Origin of the sequence: Flavobacterium sp. (assembly GCF_049590715.1) — a bacterium.
In the GTDB taxonomy this organism is placed as follows: domain Bacteria; phylum Bacteroidota; class Bacteroidia; order Flavobacteriales; family Flavobacteriaceae; genus Flavobacterium.
Genome location: NZ_JBAWDL010000082.1, coordinates 1 through 17409 on the forward strand (window position 1 = coordinate 1; position 17409 = coordinate 17409).

The following is a 17409-nucleotide window of genomic DNA, read 5'->3' on the forward strand; positions in this document are numbered from 1 at the left end:
ACGATGAGCCGGCGGAGGGACTCGAACCCACGACCTGCTGATTACAAATCAGCTGCTCTAGCCAACTGAGCTACGCTGGCGTCTCATTACGGGTGCAAATATAAGCAGGATTTTGAATTCTCCAAAATAAATTTGCACTTTTTTGCTTTTTTTTTAAACTATAATTCGTTTATTTTAGCAATTAATTGATTTGCAGTTTGTTCCAATTCAACATTAATTTGCTTGAAATGTGCTTTTTTGTTTTCAACGTTCTTAGCGTTCACTTTTGTGATCAAAACATCGAAAGAAGCAATAGCCTCATCAATTAATTTATTAGTTTCTTCTGTTGGTTTTCCTGTTGATGTGATCTCATACAAATAAACTGCCTCAATAATATCTCCTAAAACGTAGTTGATGTCTTTTTTTAAATTCTTAACGTTTGCCATTTTTTTTTAATTTTAATTTGCGTTTGCAAAAGTACATATAATCTTTCTATTCCCTACTATGAAATATAAATTTCTAAAAGAGAAGCGCTTCCGCTCAAAGTAAACGAATCCATTATTGCTGGAATAAGAATAGTATCTCCTTTTTTATATTTAAAAACCATCCCATCATACTCTATTTCAAAAGCTCCATCAACACACATGTACACTGTGAAAGTCTGCCCATTTTTAGCAACTACCATCTCTCCTTCTAAAGGAATCGAATTAGTCGTAAAATAAGCACAATCCACCATTGTATTAGATTCATTTTTATTATTAGAATATGCCTTATAAGTATCTGTTTTTTTATAATTTATAGCATCCAAAGCCAAATCTACATGCAATTCCCTCGTATTACCATCAGCATCAACACGATCAAAATCATACAGACGATACGTTATATCAGAAGTTTGTTGAATCTCAGCAACTAACATCCCTCCACCTATTGAATGAACAGTTCCCGTTTCTAGGAAATAAACATCTCCCTCATTTACCTTTACATTATTCAAAATTGACAACAAAGTTTTATTTTCTAGATTTTCCAAATACTCATTAGCATTAGAATCTTCTTTAAACCCCACAATTATCCTAGCCTCAGGGTCAGCTTGCATAATATACCACATCTCCGTTTTGCCAAAAGAATTATGACGCTTTTTTGCCAAAGCATCATTAGGATGTACTTGAATCGATAAATCGTCGCGAGCATCTAAATATTTAAAAAGCAACGGGAATTGCTTCCCGAAACGCTTGTATACAGTAGCACCTAACAACTCTTCAGAATATTCATTAATAACATCCATTAATGATAGCCCTTTATAATCACCATTTGCAATCACACTAATATCTCCTTCTACAGTGGATAACTCCCAGCTCTCACCTGTAATAGGAGAACTAATCGGTTTGTTAAGATACGTTTTTAGCTTTTCACCGCCCCAAATTCTTTCTTTTAGAATGGGCTCAAACTGTAATGGATATACTTTCATTCTTGATTATTCTATAAACATTTCTGTTTTATTTTTAACACTTAGATATGTAATTACACACTAAGAGATTAATTGCTTTACTACTTCTAATGCTTTTGGAATATGCTTGGCAGCAAAAATTCCATTAAAAACCATTTGTATGACACCATTCTTATCAGCAACATAAGTCACTCTACCCGGAAGTAAACCAAAAATACGTGAAGGAACTCCAAATAAATTCCTGATTTTTTTATTTTCATCGGACAGCAACAGAAAGGGTAATTTATATTTACTGGAAAATCTTTGATGTGATTCTAAACCATCACTACTAATTCCTATCACTTCTGCACCTACTTCTTTAAAATCTTGATATTGATCTCTAAAACCACATGCCTGAGTAGTACATCCTGGCGTATCATCTTTTGGATAAAAATAAATTACTACTGGTTTATGACCGATTAAAAAATGACTATCAAAATCATCTCCCCTACTATCTTTAGCCGTAAAAAAAGGAATCTTATCTCCCACTTTCAATCCCATCATACTCCCCTATAGGTTACAAAATTGCGAGGTGTTTCATAGAGCACCACTTCTAAATCAAAATCTGACTGAATTTTTTTTCTAATTTTATTCCAAATAACCACTACAATATTTTCAGCAGTAGGATTTAAATCTTGAAACTCAACTACATCTAGATTCAAATTTTTATGATCAAAAGGAACCTCAACTTCCTCTTTTATTATATCTGACAAAATCTTAACATCCACTACAAATCCCGTTTCAGGATCAATAGGCCCTGTCACACTTACAATAAGCTCATAATTATGACCATGATAATTAGGATTATTGCATTTCCCAAAAATAGCATCATTTTTTTCAAAAGTCCAATCCTTGCGATACAATCGATGTGCTGCGTTGAAATGTGCCTTTCTACTAATAGTTACTTTCATTGGGTAAAATTATTTAAACTTAATTATTATACTTTATGCTTTTCTAAAAAATGATAAAATTCTTCAAAAATGATTTTAAACCATACTGTGTACTCTTTTGGACGTGCTATCATATCTAATTGAACAGCCTCAATACTCATCCATTTCCAATCATGAACCTCTTCTGGATCAACTAGTGGACTACCTTCATAATAACCAATCATTACATGATCTAATTCATGTTCCGTCAAACCATTATCAAAAGGTGCTTTATATATAAAATGAAACAATTCTTTCAAATCTGTTTTATAACCCATTTCCTCATATAATCTACGATTGCCTGCTTCAATATTTGATTCTCCTTCACGCTGATGACTACAACAGGTATTAGTCCAAAGCAAAGGTGAATGATATTTGTGTTCTGCTCGCTGCTGGAGCATTATTTCATTCTTACTATTTAATACAAAAACAGAAAAGGCTCGATGTAACACGGCTTTTTCATGAGCTTCCAATTTAGGCATTAACCCTATTTGCTCATCATTTTCGTTAACCAATATTACATTTTCTTCTTTCATAATTATAATTAGCACCTCAAAAATACAAAAAGATACTCAAGTGTATCTAATTTCTTCCTTCGTATATTTTTTTTACATTTTATTTTTAATACTTTCTGCTATCATCAACGCACATTTCTCACCATCAATAGCAGCCGAAATTATCCCGCCAGCATAACCTGCTCCTTCACCACAAGGATACAATCCTTTTATTTGAAGGTGTTCATATGTAAATCCATCTCTAGGAATTCGCACAGGAGAAGACGTTCTGGATTCTGGCGCATGAAGAATCGCTTCATTTGTCAAATATCCTTTCATAGATTTTCCAAATTCAGAAAAACCTTCTCTTAATATCTGACTTAAAAAACCTGGAAAAACTTGCCCCAATTCAACGGAAGTTGTTCCTGGAACATAAGATGTTTTTGGAATTTCGCTAGAAACTTTATTCTGAACAAAATCAATCATCCTTTGGGCAGGTACTTTTTGCGTTTCCCCCGCTAGATGCCAAGCTTTTTGTTCAATGCTTTTCTGAAATTCCATTCCAGCCAAGGCACCAAATTTTGCAAAAGGTTTAAAGTCTTCCACCTTTAACTCAATCACAATACCTGAATTTGCAGTCGCTTGATCTCGCTTAGATGGAGACCAACCATTGGTAACGACCTCACCAGGACTTGTAGCACAAGGAGCAATGACTCCACCTGGACACATACAAAACGAATACATTCCGCGACCACCCACTTGTTTCACTATACTATATGGAGCTGGTGGTAATAATTCGCCACGATAATCACAACTGTATTGTATTTTATCAATCAAAGATTGTGGATGCTCTGCCCTTACCCCCAAGGCAAAAGGCTTCGCTTCTATAAAAATCTTCTTTCTATCTAACAGTTCAAAAATATCACGAGCAGAATGTCCTGTGGCTAATATTAATTTATTAGCCAAAATAGTATCTCCTTTATGCGTTACTATCCCTTTGACTTCATTGTTTTTTAATAAAATATCCGTTACTTTAGTTTCGAATAATACTTGCCCACCAGATTCAATGATTTTCTCCCGAATATCTTGAATAATTTGTGGTAATTTATTAGTTCCAATGTGAGGATGAGCTTCTACCAAAATATCTGGAGTAGCACCAAAAGCAACTAATAACTCCAGGATTCTGGTAACATCACCACGTTTTTTCGAACGAGTATATAATTTCCCATCCGAATAAGTCCCTGCTCCGCCTTCACCAAAACAATAGTTAGAATCTTCATCAACTAGATGATCTACATTGATGGCTTTCAAATCTCGACGACGACCACGAACATCTTTTCCACGTTCAACAACTATCGGTTTTAAGCCTAACTCTACCAATTGCAATGCAGCAAAAAGTCCAGCTGGACCAGCTCCCACAACAATTACTTCTTGTGCGTTAGTTACATTTGGATAATCGGGTAATTCAACCAATCTTTCTTGAAAAGGCTCACCTTTCAGGTAAACAGACAGTTTTAAATTCACCTTAATTGCTTTTTGACGAGCATCAATAGAACGTTTCAAAACAACAATATGCTGTATTGCATTAACAGTAACTTTTATTTTATTGGCAACAAAATCTTTAAGCAAAGGCTCGTTTGCAGCAATTTCAGGGGTGACTTGTAAAAGAAGTTCTTGAGACATTGATAAATTTATTTTTCTTCACTCACTTTTATACACAAAAAACGAGACTAAATGCAAAAGTAATATTTTGTAGTGAATTCTTAAGTTCCAAAAGGCAAACCATTTTGAAATAATCAAAATAGACTTTGTAACTTTGGCACAAATAATCTTGAATAGTATAAAATGTCTAGAAAAATCAAAATGATTTGGGATTTTCGTGGGCCTGCAGCGGCCAAAACAGCAGAACACCATGAAATTCATCTAAAAGAATACATCGCAATTGAAAAATCACCATTAAATATTACTGGATATGAAATAATAAACGAAATGCACGCTATAGCTTTTATGGTAGTTACTGACGAAAATATGATTAGCGTCCGTGATACTTTAAAGCCTCATCGTGCTGTTTTATTTGAAGCCTAAAATTCAATTAAATTCCAAATAAAAAAATCCCATATTCCATCTTAATCGTTTCAGTGTTGGAATTTGGGATTTATATTTTTATTGGAATTTATATTTTCTAATTTGCTACTTCACTAATAAATTTAATTCGCATAAGGCGCAACTCATCAATATCGTATTCTCCATCAAATTCCTTGAGTGCATCTTCTATTTTATCTGATTCTGACTCCATAAAATACTCGTGAATTTCTTCTTGTTGATCTTCATCAAGCATATCATCAACCCAGTATTTAATATTCAATTTTGTTCCTGAATATACAATTTGCTCCATTTCTTTTATCAAAGAATCCATTGTAAGCCCTTTGGCTTTTGCAATATCATCTAAAGACAATTTCCTGTCAATATTTTGAATGATATATAATTTATTAACTGAATTGGTTCCCGTAGATTTCACAACCAAATCATCTGGCCGAATAATATCATTATCCTCAACATAGCGATTGATTAATGCAATAAATGCTACACCATATTTTTTGGCCTTTCCTTCACCGACACCATGAATATTAACTAATTCTTCCATTGAAATAGGGTATTTCAATGCCATATCTTCTAAAGAAGGATCTTGAAAAACCACAAATGGAGGTACTCCAATTTTTTTAGCTTCTTTTTTACGTAATTCCCGTAACATATTCATCAAAACTTCATCGACTGCAGCTGTCGATTTTGAAGCAGTAACTATGGCATCATCTTCTGTTTGATTGTATTCATGATCTTCAGACATCATAAAAGAACTTGGTTTTTTAATAAAATCCAATCCTTTTTTATTGATTTTCACAATTCCATAAGTCTCGATATCTTTTGACAAATATCCTGCAACAAGTACTTGTCGCAATAATGCCATCCAATATTTTTCGTCATGATTTGCACCCGAACCAAAAAATGGTTGCACATCTGTACGATGTGCTTTTATAACTGCATTAACCCTACCTATTAAAGTAAAGACAATTTCTTTAGATTTATATAAATGCTTAGTATCTCTTACTACTTCAAGTAATTTTACGACTTCCTCTTTAGCTTCTACTTTAGATTTTGGATTGCGAACATTGTCATCCATATCAGCACCTTCTCCTGTTGCATCATCAAATTCTTCGCCAAAATAATGCAACAAAAACTTCCTCCTTGACATAGAAGTTTCAGCATAAGCCACTACTTCTTGCAATAAAGCAAACCCAATTTCCTGTTCAGCAACAGGCTTCCCAGACATGAACTTTTCTAATTTCTCTACATCTTTATAGGAATAATAAGCTAAACAATGCCCTTCACCTCCATCACGTCCCGCTCGACCCGTCTCTTGGTAATAACTCTCTAATGATTTAGGAATATCATGATGAATCACAAAACGAACGTCTGGTTTATCAATCCCCATTCCAAAGGCAATAGTGGCCACAACAACCTCAACGTCCTCCATCAAAAACATGTCTTGATGTTTTGCCCTTGTTTTAGCATCCAAGCCTGCATGATAAGGAACAGCGCTAATGCCATTTACCTTCAACACCTCGGCTATAGCCTCTACTTTTTTGCGACTCAAACAATAAATAACTCCTGATTTCCCTTTATGTTGACGAATGAATCGAATAATATCAGATTCTACATTCTTTGTTTTTGTACGTACTTCATAAAATAAATTAGGCCTATTAAAAGAAGCTTTGAAAGTGGTTGCATTTGACATGTCCAAATTTTTCAAGATATCCTCTTGTACTTTTGGTGTTGCCGTAGCTGTAAGACCAATAACAGGCACATCGCCTATTTGTTTGATAATGTTTTTTAAGTTTCTGTATTCAGGTCTAAAATCATGCCCCCATTCTGAAATACAATGTGCCTCATCAATAGCCACAAAAGAAATAGTAACACTTTTTAAAAACGCTACATTCTCTTCTTTAGTCAACGATTCTGGGGCTACATAAAGCAATTTAGTCAAGCCAGATGTAATATCTTTTTTAACTTGTGTTATTTCCGTTTTTGTAAGGGAGGAGTTTAAAACATGTGCAATACCATTCTCTGAAGATAAACTTCTTATGGCATCTACTTGATTTTTCATCAAAGCAATCAACGGAGATACTACAATAGCAGTTCCTTCTTGAATTAAAGCTGGTAGTTGATAACAAAGTGATTTCCCGCCACCCGTAGGCATGATGACAAATGTATTCTGTTTATTAAGCAACGTTTTAATTACCTGCTCCTGTAGTCCTTTAAATTGGCTGAAGCCAAAATATTTTTTTAATTCTTTATGGATATCAATTTCGTCTGAATTCATTCTTTATTATATGGTATTTTATATAAATTTGCACCATATAAAGATACAACTTTCTTTTACACTTACAAATTTTAACTATTCTGTTTTGATAACAAAAGAAAATATATTGGCAATAGCCAAAAAAACCATTTTATCTGAAAGTGAAGCTATTGCAAAACTAACGGAATTTCTAGATGATGACTTTTACCTTTCTGCTCAAGCAATTTACGAATCCAAAGGAAGATTAGTCATTACTGGTATTGGAAAAAGCGCCATCATAGCACAGAAAATGGTTGCTACATTCAACTCAACTGGAACTCCTTCATTATTCCTTCACGCTGCCGAAGCCATTCATGGCGACTTAGGAATGATTCAAAATGAAGATGTAATCATTTGCATTTCTAAAAGCGGAAATAGTCCTGAAATTAAGGCCTTAGTTCCTCTTTTAACACGTTTTGGAAACACTTTGATTGGAATGACAGGAAACATAACCTCTTTTTTAGCCAAAGGATCTAAACACATTTTAAACACAACGGTTGACAAAGAAGCTTGTCCAATAAACCTTGCACCTACAAATAGCACTACTGCCCAATTAGTCATGGGAGATGCCTTAGCAGTTTGTTTGATGGAAATGCGAGATTTTAAACCTGAAAATTTTGCGATTTATCACCCAGGCGGCGCTTTAGGCAAGAAATTACTTTTAAAAGTAAGCGACATGATTGAGCATAGTTTAAAACCTAAGGTTTCCCCCGATGCTTCTATCAAAAAAGCCATTTTCGAAATATCTGAAAAACGCTTAGGTGTTACCGCTGTTGTCGAAAATGAAACTGTTATTGGTATTATTACTGATGGAGATATCCGAAGAATGCTTAATGAAAGAGATACTTTTACTGATTTATCAGCTAAAGACATCATGACCAAAAATCCTAAAATAGTTCAATCCTCAACCATGGCCGTGGACGCATTGAATATCCTTGAGGACTTTTCAATTACTCAATTAATCGTTGTAGACAATGGAGAATACCAAGGAGTCTTGCATTTACATGATATTTTAAAAGAAGGAATTATATAATGGCAAAGAAAAACTTAAACGAGATGTCTTTTTTAGATCATCTTGAGGACTTAAGATGGCTATTGGTTCGCAGCACAATTGCCATAATCATCATGGCAATTGTCACCTATTTCATTAGTGATTATCTTTTTGACACTATTATATTTGGCCCTACAAGACCCACTTTTTTTACTTACATCTATCTTTGTGAATTATCACACAGCTTAGGTTTTGCGGAAAGTATTTGCATTACCGAAATGCCTTTTATTATTCAGAATACCGAAATGGAGGGTCAGGTAAATGTTTTTATTTGGATCTGTATTCTAGCAGGATTCATCCTTGCTTTCCCTTATATTTTATGGGAAATTTGGAAATTTATTGGCCCCGCACTTTATGACAACGAAAAGAAAAATGCTAAAATATTCATCTTTTTCGCCTCTTTACTATTCTTCTTAGGAGTTCTTTTTGGGTATTATGTTATTATACCAATGTCAGTCAATTTTGTCGCTACTTTTACCGTGAGTGATGTGGTTTTAAATCAATTCACCTTAAACTCCTATATTGGAATGGTCAAAACATCTGTTATTGCGGGAGGATTGTTTTTTGAATTACCTATTATTATTTATTTCTTGACTAAATTAGGACTAGTAACACCTCTATTTTTAAGAAATTCTAGAAAATATGCAATTGTATTAGTACTAATTGTAGCCGCTATCGTTACCCCACCTGATGTGGTCAGTCAAACTATTGTAGCTATTCCTATGTTATTGATTTATGAAGCAAGCATCTTTCTATCTGTATTTGTAGCCAAAAAAGAACTCAAATCGTAACAAATAATTATGATTAAAATCTGTCGTTTATTCGTTTATTTGTAAAGTCTAAACACGGTATTGAATAAAAAACCAACAAGAAAATGATTTTAAGAGCAGATAATCTAGTTAAAACATACAAAGGAAGAAGTGTTGTAAAAGGCATATCAGTAGAAGTAAATCAGGGTGAAATCGTAGGGCTATTAGGACCAAACGGTGCTGGAAAAACGACTTCTTTTTATATGATTGTAGGATTAGTAAAACCTAATGCTGGAAACATTTACCTTGATAATTTAAACATTACCGATTTTCCAATGTACAAAAGAGCACAACAAGGAATTGGATATCTCGCTCAAGAAGCATCGGTTTTTAGAAAATTAAGCATTGAGGATAATATATTAAGCGTACTACAGCTTACCCAACTTTCTAAAGAAGCTCAAATTGCCAAAATGGAAAGTTTGATCGCCGAATTTAGCTTGGAACATATTCGAACTAACAGAGGTGATCTACTTTCAGGTGGAGAACGCCGAAGAACTGAAATTGCACGATGTCTAGCCACCGACCCTAAATTCATTCTACTTGATGAACCATTTGCTGGAGTAGATCCTGTAGCTGTTGAAGATATTCAACGAATTGTGGCTCAATTAAAAAATAAAAATATTGGTATCTTGATTACTGACCATAACGTTCAAGAAACCCTTGCTATTACTGACAAAACCTATTTAATGTTTGAAGGTGGAATTCTAAAAGCTGGTATTCCTGAAGAATTAGTAGAAGATGAAATGGTACGAAGAGTTTATTTAGGACAAAATTTTGAATTACGTAAAAAGAAGATTGAGTTTTAACTTCAACGCTTTACAAACTTATCATTGTTAACTGAATTTGGTGCTTAAACTTCGTATTCAAGCACCAAAAACCATTATTTTAATACATGTGCAGCTAAGATATTGTGAACATCATAAACATTTACAGACTTATTAAATTGTTTTTTAATACTTGGCAATTGCTCACTTGAAACCCATATTTTTAATTCAGCATCTAAATCAAAAGTTCCTGCTGTTTCAATACTAAATCTTGAAATGCTTTTATAAGAAATAGATTTGTATTCAATTTTACTCCCTGTTAAACCTTGTTTATCTACTAAAATAAGTCTCTTATTAGTAAAAATAAACATATCCCTAATTAGCTTAAAACCTAATTCAATTTGTTCTCCATCAATTAAAAGCTTACCATATTCTTTTTGTAAATCTTCTTGACTAACTGTCCCTGCATTCCCTAGTATTGCTGAAAATATTCCCATTTTATTAAACTTCACTCCTACTCGTTTGGCTTTTCGGTAGCGCCCCGTTTTTTATGGTCTCTGGACTCCATTTGTTTTTACCTATGTATAGTAATCTCCGTTTTATTATAAAAAATCCAATACTCTCATTCAACTGTTATAAACTGCAATTGCTGAAGGTCTCCGTTAAAAATATTAACATCCACATTTCCTTTTATTCCTGGCACTGAACCTCTTTCAGTAAATTGCCAAAACAACCAATCGCTCTCTATTTTCTCTCTGTAAAAATTGTAGTTCGCTATCCAAAAAAGATATTCACTAAATTCTTCTTTCAAGAAATCATCATAATATTTTTCGCCAGTATATATTATAGGTCTTACTTTATAGTGTGCTTCTATTTTCTCCAACCATCTTTTTAATCCTATTTTCAAACGTTCTATGGATTGATTCTTTGGTAATTTTTCGATATCTAAAACTGGAGGCATGTCTCCTTTTTTCAAATGAACCGTTTTTATAAAAAGAGCCGCTTGTTCTAATGAATTTTCATTAGGACGATAATAGTGGTAGGCACCTCGAATCATTTTGTTTTTTTTGGCGCCAAGCCAATTCTTCTCAAAACTTCGGTCCAATCGGTCATTACCCACTGTCGCTCGAATAAGCACAAAATGAATAGGGAATTGATTTTCAAGCGTATCCACATAAGACCACTTAATATCGCCTTGGTATTCTGACACATCTATCCCAACTGACTTACCTTCAATACTATTCAAAACCTGATGGTTCCGAATATCGGAAAGTCTTTTGGATTCGGCTTTTTCACTTAAAACTTTATCTGTTTTAAAACTAAAATAATAAGCTAGACCGCTCCGATAGTGATAAAGTGCTAAAAAAAGAAAAGCAATACTTAAGAATACGATTGAAAAACGTAGCAACTTACCGTAAAAAAAAGTCGTTTTCTTTTTAGTATACCTTACTGAAGGCTTCCTACGAACAGTTTTTTTTCTCATCCACCCTATTGCTTCTTAATTATCTTATTATTTATTACTGAAAGCAAAACATAAAAAAGAATCAGCAAGGAAATCCCGAGAAATTGAAAAAAGAAAATCAATAAAAAAGAAACTATCAAAAATCCAATTTGTAGTAGATTATCTTTAACCGTGAATTTTTTTAATTTCAAAGAAAACAAAGGAATTTCGGCATTAAGAATATAAGCACTACCTAAAACGATAGCTAACAAAACCCATTGATTTGATAACGCTTCTAGTACTATCAAGGAATCTGAATATTGTAAAACCAAAGGCAAACTCAAAATAAACAAGGTATTTGCAGGTGTAGGCAATCCTATAAAAGAATCCGTTTGACGGGTATCAATATTAAAATTAGCCAATCGATAACAGGATCCTAAAGTTACGACAAAACCTAAATAAGCAAAAGCGGGGCAACTTGTAATTTCGCTTTGACTCTTTAATAGCATCGAAAACATTACAAACCCAGGAACAACACCACTAGTAACCATATCCGCTAAAGAATCTAATTGCAACCCTAAAGGACTTGAGACCTTGAACATTCGAGCAAAAAATCCATCAAAAAAATCAAAGAAGATCCCCAAACACACAAAATAAAATGCCAATTCAAAATTTGATTTAGTAGCAAAAACCAACGCTATACAACCTGAAAAAAGATTTAATAACGTAATTATGTTTGGAATTTGTTTTTTGATGCTTTCCATAAATTTTATTTTTTATTCGGACAAATTTACTACAATAGTATGAATGAAACTGTAGTTTTTTACTATAGATTTTCAATAACTAACACTTCTTTTTTGTTTATTTGATCATAAACAGAAAGAAGCTCATTAAAAAATTATATTTTTGATGAAAAATAACAACAATTGTGTTTTAAAATTATACCATTGAAAAAAATTCAATACTTTCTTTTAGTCTTGATTTGCAGTACGTCATACAGCCAAACTGTTAGAAAATATTCTAATGAGTTCATGAATATCGGTGTTGATGCCGCTGCATTAGGAATGGCTAACAGTGTTGTGTCATCCACAAATGATGTCAATTCAGGGTATTGGAATCCTGCTGGATTAGTCAACCTTGAAGACCATCAAATTTCATTAATGCATGCTAATTACTTTGCTAATATTGCACAATATGATTATATCGCTTATGCAAGTCCTATTGATAATGAAAGTGCTTGGGGAGTTTCGTTGATTCGTTTTGGAGTTGACGACATATTAAACACCACTGAATTAATTGACAATCAAGGAAACATAGACTACAACCGAATCAGTCTTTTCTCAACCGCTGATTATGGCTTTACTTTTTCATATGCAAGAAGATTGCCTCTTGAAGGCTTTCAATATGGTGTTAATGCAAAAATCATTCGACGAATTATTGGTAAATTTGCTAGTGCCTGGGGATTTGGTTTTGATGTTGGTGTCCAATTTGAAAGAGATAATTGGAAGTTTGGAATAATGGCTAGGGATATTACAACCACTTACAATGTTTGGAATATCAATGAAAAAGAATATCAAAAAATTGCCGATGCCGTAGCTGGACAAAACCAAGAAGTACCTGAATCAACAGAGATCACAGCGCCAAAGGTTCAAATAGGGATGTCTAAAAAATTCCTATTTCATTATGACTACAGTCTTTTGGCAGCAGCCAATATGAATATGCGTTTCACACAAACAAACGATATTATTTCGACGCAATTTGCTAGTATAGATCCTGCATTAGGTCTGGAATTTGGCTATACTGATTTGGTATTTGTACGTGCAGGAGTTGGTAATTTCCAAAATGTAGAACAACTAGACAGTACAAAAAAAATAGGATTTCAACCTAATATTGGTTTAGGATTTAAATATAAAGGTATTGAAGTGGATTATGCTTTGACGAATATAGGAAATCAAACCACTACCTTATATTCTAATATATTTTCACTAAAAGTAGATTTAGGACTTTTTAGAAGATAAAAATCTACCTAGATACATTATAGAATTTGACAAAACAGAATACTATACATTAAAAAAACACTAATGAAAACGTACGATTTAAGTTATTCAACTTGTTTTTCTTTCTTTTTAATATTGTTTTCAATTATATCATTTGGTCAAAATCCTATTTTATCTCAACACGCAAAGGTAAGTATACTAACTTGCGGAACAGGAAACGAATCTTATTCTTTATTTGGTCATACTGCTATTCGAATTTCAGATATCGAAAACAATTTAGACATTATATACAACTACGGCGCGTTTGATTTTAATACTCCCAATTTTGTTGCCAAGTTTGCCAAAGGAGATTTACAGTATTTTGCGGTTACAAATTCCTACTCCAATTTTATTTCTCAGTATGTTTATGAAAACCGAAGTGTTTATGAACAAGATCTAAATTTAAGTCTGGATTTAAAACAACAACTATTTGACAACTTAAACACAGCATTAGCTTCTGGAGACAGCTATTACACCTATAAATTTATTGACAAAAACTGCACATCAATGGTTGTTAACATTATCAATAAAACATTAGGCACAAAAGCCATAACAAAAAATATAGATACTACTGCAACTTACAGAAGGATTCTATACCCTTATTTTGACAATCATTTTTATGAAAAACTAGGAACTAGTATCATCTTTGGTACTAAAGTTGACCAAATAGGTGACCATATTTTTTTACCGTTAGAATTAATGGAAAACCTAAAATTAGCAAAATTCAAGAATCAAAACCTACTTTTAAATCCGACAAAAAGACTTCTAAAATTTGAAAAAATCAATGAAAAATCTTGGTGGAACAACTGTTATTCTTACCTAATATTTCTAGGACTGGTTATTATTTTGAACAAAAAGAGCATTAATCAGGTCTATTTTTTTATTGTTGGGCTGATTGGAATCTTATTTGTTTTTTTAGGTTTTTACTCAGGCCATTTAGAATTAGCCAACAATTACAATGTTTTACTATTCAATCCTTTACTCATTCTATCCTTCTTTTTTTACAGAAAAAAACAAATTAAATGGATTTACAATTTAAGTGTATTTAGCTTGCTTTTATTAATTATATATATTTTTATTTTAATCAACAAAATTCATTTCTTGATTGTACTTCCATTAATAGTGACTAATGGTTATCTTTTGATAAAATTAGCTATTCTTCATAAAAAACGTATTCCTATAATTATTTAACGAAATCAATTATTGTCCTCTATAAAACAAAACCGTTGTTATTGTTTTGAGTGTAATATTTAAATCTAAATAAAAACTACGGTGCTTGATATAATAAAGGTCGTATTGTAGTTTAATCAAACTATCATCAATATTTTCGCCATAGGAATAATTCACTTGTGCCCAGCCCGTGAGTCCCGGTTTTACAATGTGTCTGGTTTCATAAAAAGGCATTAAAACAGCTATTTGCTTTACAATCTCAGGTCGTTCAGGTCTTGGCCCTATGATTGCCATTTCCCCTTTCATAATATTAATAAATTGGGGTATTTCATCAATTCTTGTTTTCCTCAAAAACTTCCCAAAAGCTGTAACTCTTCTATCATCAAAACGGGTAAAAATAGCTCCATTAGACTCTGCGTTTTCAATCATCGTTCTTAATTTTAAGATTTCAAAAGGAATTCCATCTTTCCCAATTCTTTTTTGAGTATAGAATAGTTTTCCTCTATTAGCTAATGAATTACCTAATAAGATTATAGGTAAAATAATCAGTCCTAAAACCAAACCTAATAATGAAATAACAATCTCAGTAACACGAACAACTGACAGATACAACTTATTTTGATTGCTACGACTAAATGGAAAAAAACGATAAAAATCCCTTTCAATATACTGAACAGGAATGCGTTGCGTCTTACTTTCATAAACCTGTGTATACTCTCTAATACTTTTACCAGATTCTAATAAACAAATTAGTTGATGGTACAGTTCAGGAGTAATCCCCTTACTGGTTTTTGATGCAATTACAATTTCCGAAATATTATGTTCTTTAACAAAAGAAACCAAATCAATTCCTGCAATCTGATGTACGTACTTAACATTTATCTTATTAGCAATAGAATGAGTATCTGTTGCTACATAACCTATAATTTTATAATGAGGATCAACACTTTCGATTCCTAAAATCAACTCTTCTACTTGCTCTTCATCACAAATTAATAAGGCATTTTGAAAGAAGCGATTCGAAGCCAAATAACGCACATAGAAAACACGCCATAACATTAAAGAGATGAACACAACTGTATAAAACAAAATGATTTGTATTCTTTTAGGAGGTAATTCCGGAGAAAAAATAGGGGTAAGTAAGTAAACTAAAATAGTAAATGAGACCGTCAACAAAGTACTTTTCATAATTTGCAGCTCGTTACTAGCTACTTGAAGATGATACATTTCAAAAACAATTCCAAAAAAAGTCAGATAGAATACAAACAAAACCAGATAGGATTTATTTAATACAATCTCTTTTAAATAAACTATTTCAAAACTACTTCCTATAAAATATAGTCCCAGTAAAACAAAAAAAACATCAAAAAGATGAAGGATCATTTTTCTTTCAGATATATCAAAATGTATTTTATTCTTAAACATGAATAAGTATCGTGGTTACAAGTGCAATTTAACTATTTAGACTTGGTTATGCTTTTAAAATCAGCCTTTTTTAAGTAAGATTTATAAAATTACTCGTTTTTAGATTTAGGAGTATTCAATTGTACATTTAATAAAGATAATGAATATATAAAGGCGGGGACAGCTGTTCGCATTGCTGCATGATTAATTGTTAGAAACCAAAAAAGCACAAAACATATTAAAAACATATTAAAATTATTTTCAAGATACAGAACAAAAGGTGTAAATATTAAAATTAATAAAGCAATAATCCCTAGAGATCCATGTTCAGCTAACATTCTAGTAATTTCATCATGTGAAACTATAAATACTCCTGTATTTTTTTTTCTTATTTCAACGCCTTTTGCAACACCTACACCAAAAATAGGGTTATTCAAAAACATCTCTAATTCTGATTGAGCAATATCTTCTCTCCCGGTAAATTGACTTTGTTTTTCTCTCCCTCTAGCATCTTGATTTGCATAACGCTTGTTAATTAATCCTCCTGTTTGTATTGAACTATAAATCCAAATCGAACTCATTGCAATTCCTATAATTGTAATGATATAAATTAATTTTACTTTACCTCCAAAATTTGATTTAAAATATAAAAAAATCAATAATAAAACAATCATTAAGAATCCCGTAATCATTCCGCCACGAGAGAAAGTAACCATTCCACGATAAGAGATATTAAAAACGATAATTAAATTTAATAGTATTAGAAAGTTTGATTTGGATTCTAAAATAATTCGAGAAAAAAAAATGAACATCCCTAATCCTAAAAAAGTAGCCACTTGATTAGGACCAAAGCCTCCTGAAGTTGCATAATTTGAACCTGTCCCTGTAACGACATCTCTAACACTAGGAGTGTACATGGCTAAATAAACAGTTGTACTCAAAATAGGCAATCCAATACAGAGCAATAATGAGTTCATTTGACTTAAACTAATTTTGCGTCTGAAAGTATAAAGAGAAGCAAATCCAAGACATACAGGTCCTGAAATATTGAAGGCAATAGTAGTTCTCATGTGAGCATCAAAATTCAATACTGACGTTGCAATGATTACGCTTGGTACTAATAACAGTAAAAATATCCAGTAGGGTATAGCAGCCCTGGAAAAGCCACTAAAATAACCTCCTGCAAAAATCAAAATCATCACTCCATACTTTGAAAACTCATAGGTAATACTTCCTCCAGTCATTCTTAACAACACTTCACTTCCTACTAAATAAGCTGCAGCAAATAAAGCTTCATTGTTTCTGTTTTTTGTTTTAACAACATAACAAAAACCTAATATAAAAATGGCAAAACCATATAATTTTGATGCAAATGGTAACAAATAAATTACCACTCCAATACCAAGGTGAAAAAGTATTAAATTAAGATATAGGATTTCTTGTTTTTTCATTT

Annotated in this window: 18 protein-coding genes and 1 tRNA gene; 6 read left to right on the forward strand and 13 right to left on the reverse strand. The window is 32.5% G+C overall.

The window, feature by feature from the left end:
• Positions 1–6 precede the first annotated feature (6 nt).
• The 7 genes from WBQ70_RS04115 to WBQ70_RS04145 form a co-directional block, all read right to left on the reverse strand.
• A tRNA-Thr gene (locus WBQ70_RS04115) sits at positions 7–80 on the reverse strand.
• A gap of 78 nt (positions 81–158) precedes the next feature.
• Positions 159–425, reverse strand: a complete 267-nt coding sequence (locus tag WBQ70_RS04120) for a hypothetical protein (protein WP_423910947.1) — start codon at positions 423–425, stop codon at positions 159–161.
• 56 nt (positions 426–481) lie between these two features.
• Entirely contained in the window at positions 482–1444 is a 963-nt protein-coding gene (locus WBQ70_RS04125; RefSeq protein ID WP_423910950.1) for a type I phosphomannose isomerase catalytic subunit, read from the reverse strand.
• A gap of 60 nt (positions 1445–1504) precedes the next feature.
• Entirely contained in the window at positions 1505–1963 is a 459-nt protein-coding gene (locus WBQ70_RS04130; protein WP_423910991.1) for a peroxiredoxin, read from the reverse strand.
• Complete coding sequence (locus WBQ70_RS04135; RefSeq protein WP_423910953.1) at positions 1963–2373, reverse strand: 6-pyruvoyl trahydropterin synthase family protein; 411 nt, start codon at positions 2371–2373, stop codon at positions 1963–1965. Before WBQ70_RS04135 ends, WBQ70_RS04130 begins: the two co-directional genes overlap by 1 nt.
• 26 nt (positions 2374–2399) lie before the next feature.
• The gene (idi, locus tag WBQ70_RS04140) at positions 2400–2927 is read right to left on the reverse strand and encodes an isopentenyl-diphosphate Delta-isomerase (RefSeq protein WP_423910956.1); all 528 of its coding nucleotides are present in this window, start codon (positions 2925–2927) and stop codon (positions 2400–2402) included.
• 72 nt (positions 2928–2999) lie between these two features.
• Entirely contained in the window at positions 3000–4568 is a 1569-nt protein-coding gene (locus WBQ70_RS04145) for an NAD(P)/FAD-dependent oxidoreductase (protein ID WP_423910958.1), read from the reverse strand.
• Between the two features lie 162 nt (positions 4569–4730).
• Here WBQ70_RS04145 and WBQ70_RS04150 point away from each other — a divergent pair, with 162 nt between their 5' ends.
• The gene (locus tag WBQ70_RS04150) at positions 4731–4970 is read left to right on the forward strand and encodes a hypothetical protein (RefSeq protein ID WP_423910961.1); all 240 of its coding nucleotides are present in this window, start codon (positions 4731–4733) and stop codon (positions 4968–4970) included.
• A gap of 97 nt (positions 4971–5067) precedes the next feature.
• Here WBQ70_RS04150 and WBQ70_RS04155 read toward each other — a convergent pair whose 3' ends face one another.
• Entirely contained in the window at positions 5068–7263 is a 2196-nt protein-coding gene (locus WBQ70_RS04155) for a RecQ family ATP-dependent DNA helicase (protein ID WP_423910964.1), read from the reverse strand.
• A gap of 85 nt (positions 7264–7348) precedes the next feature.
• Here WBQ70_RS04155 and WBQ70_RS04160 point away from each other — a divergent pair, with 85 nt between their 5' ends.
• From WBQ70_RS04160 to lptB, 3 genes are all read left to right on the forward strand, one after another.
• On the forward strand, positions 7349–8314 hold the full coding sequence (locus WBQ70_RS04160; protein ID WP_423910967.1) for a KpsF/GutQ family sugar-phosphate isomerase: 966 nt from the start codon (positions 7349–7351) through the stop codon (positions 8312–8314).
• A complete protein-coding gene (tatC, locus tag WBQ70_RS04165; RefSeq protein ID WP_423910970.1) occupies positions 8314–9123 on the forward strand; it encodes a twin-arginine translocase subunit TatC in 810 nt (269 codons plus the stop codon). Before WBQ70_RS04160 ends, tatC begins: the two co-directional genes overlap by 1 nt.
• Before the next feature lie 83 nt (positions 9124–9206).
• Positions 9207–9947 carry an LPS export ABC transporter ATP-binding protein gene (gene lptB, locus WBQ70_RS04170; RefSeq protein ID WP_423910972.1) on the forward strand — a complete coding sequence of 247 codons (741 nt, stop codon included), beginning with the start codon at positions 9207–9209 and terminating at the stop codon, positions 9945–9947.
• A 74-nt stretch (positions 9948–10021) separates the two neighbouring features.
• Here lptB and WBQ70_RS04175 read toward each other — a convergent pair whose 3' ends face one another.
• The 3 genes from WBQ70_RS04175 to WBQ70_RS04185 form a co-directional block, all read right to left on the reverse strand.
• Positions 10022–10402 carry a PH domain-containing protein gene (locus WBQ70_RS04175; RefSeq protein ID WP_423910975.1) on the reverse strand — a complete coding sequence of 127 codons (381 nt, stop codon included), beginning with the start codon at positions 10400–10402 and terminating at the stop codon, positions 10022–10024.
• 125 nt (positions 10403–10527) lie between these two features.
• Entirely contained in the window at positions 10528–11388 is an 861-nt protein-coding gene (locus WBQ70_RS04180) for a glycoside hydrolase family 25 protein (RefSeq protein WP_423910978.1), read from the reverse strand.
• Positions 11389–11393: 5 nt separating this feature from the next.
• On the reverse strand, positions 11394–12110 hold the full coding sequence (locus WBQ70_RS04185) for a CDP-alcohol phosphatidyltransferase family protein (protein WP_423910981.1): 717 nt from the start codon (positions 12108–12110) through the stop codon (positions 11394–11396).
• Positions 12111–12377: 267 nt separating this feature from the next.
• Here WBQ70_RS04185 and WBQ70_RS04190 point away from each other — a divergent pair, with 267 nt between their 5' ends.
• Both WBQ70_RS04190 and WBQ70_RS04195 read left to right on the forward strand, forming a co-directional pair.
• On the forward strand, positions 12378–13364 hold the full coding sequence (locus WBQ70_RS04190; RefSeq protein WP_423910994.1) for a PorV/PorQ family protein: 987 nt from the start codon (positions 12378–12380) through the stop codon (positions 13362–13364).
• 63 nt (positions 13365–13427) lie between these two features.
• A complete protein-coding gene (locus WBQ70_RS04195; protein WP_423910984.1) occupies positions 13428–14573 on the forward strand; it encodes a DUF4105 domain-containing protein in 1146 nt (381 codons plus the stop codon).
• 9 nt (positions 14574–14582) lie between these two features.
• Here WBQ70_RS04195 and WBQ70_RS04200 read toward each other — a convergent pair whose 3' ends face one another.
• Together WBQ70_RS04200 and WBQ70_RS04205 are read right to left on the reverse strand one after the other, a co-directional pair.
• A complete protein-coding gene (locus WBQ70_RS04200) occupies positions 14583–15935 on the reverse strand; it encodes an exopolysaccharide biosynthesis polyprenyl glycosylphosphotransferase (RefSeq protein WP_423910986.1) in 1353 nt (450 codons plus the stop codon).
• A 131-nt stretch (positions 15936–16066) separates the two neighbouring features.
• Positions 16067–17409, reverse strand: a 1343-nt coding sequence (locus tag WBQ70_RS04205; protein WP_423910989.1) for an O-antigen ligase family protein, incomplete at its 5' end; no start/stop codon positions are given.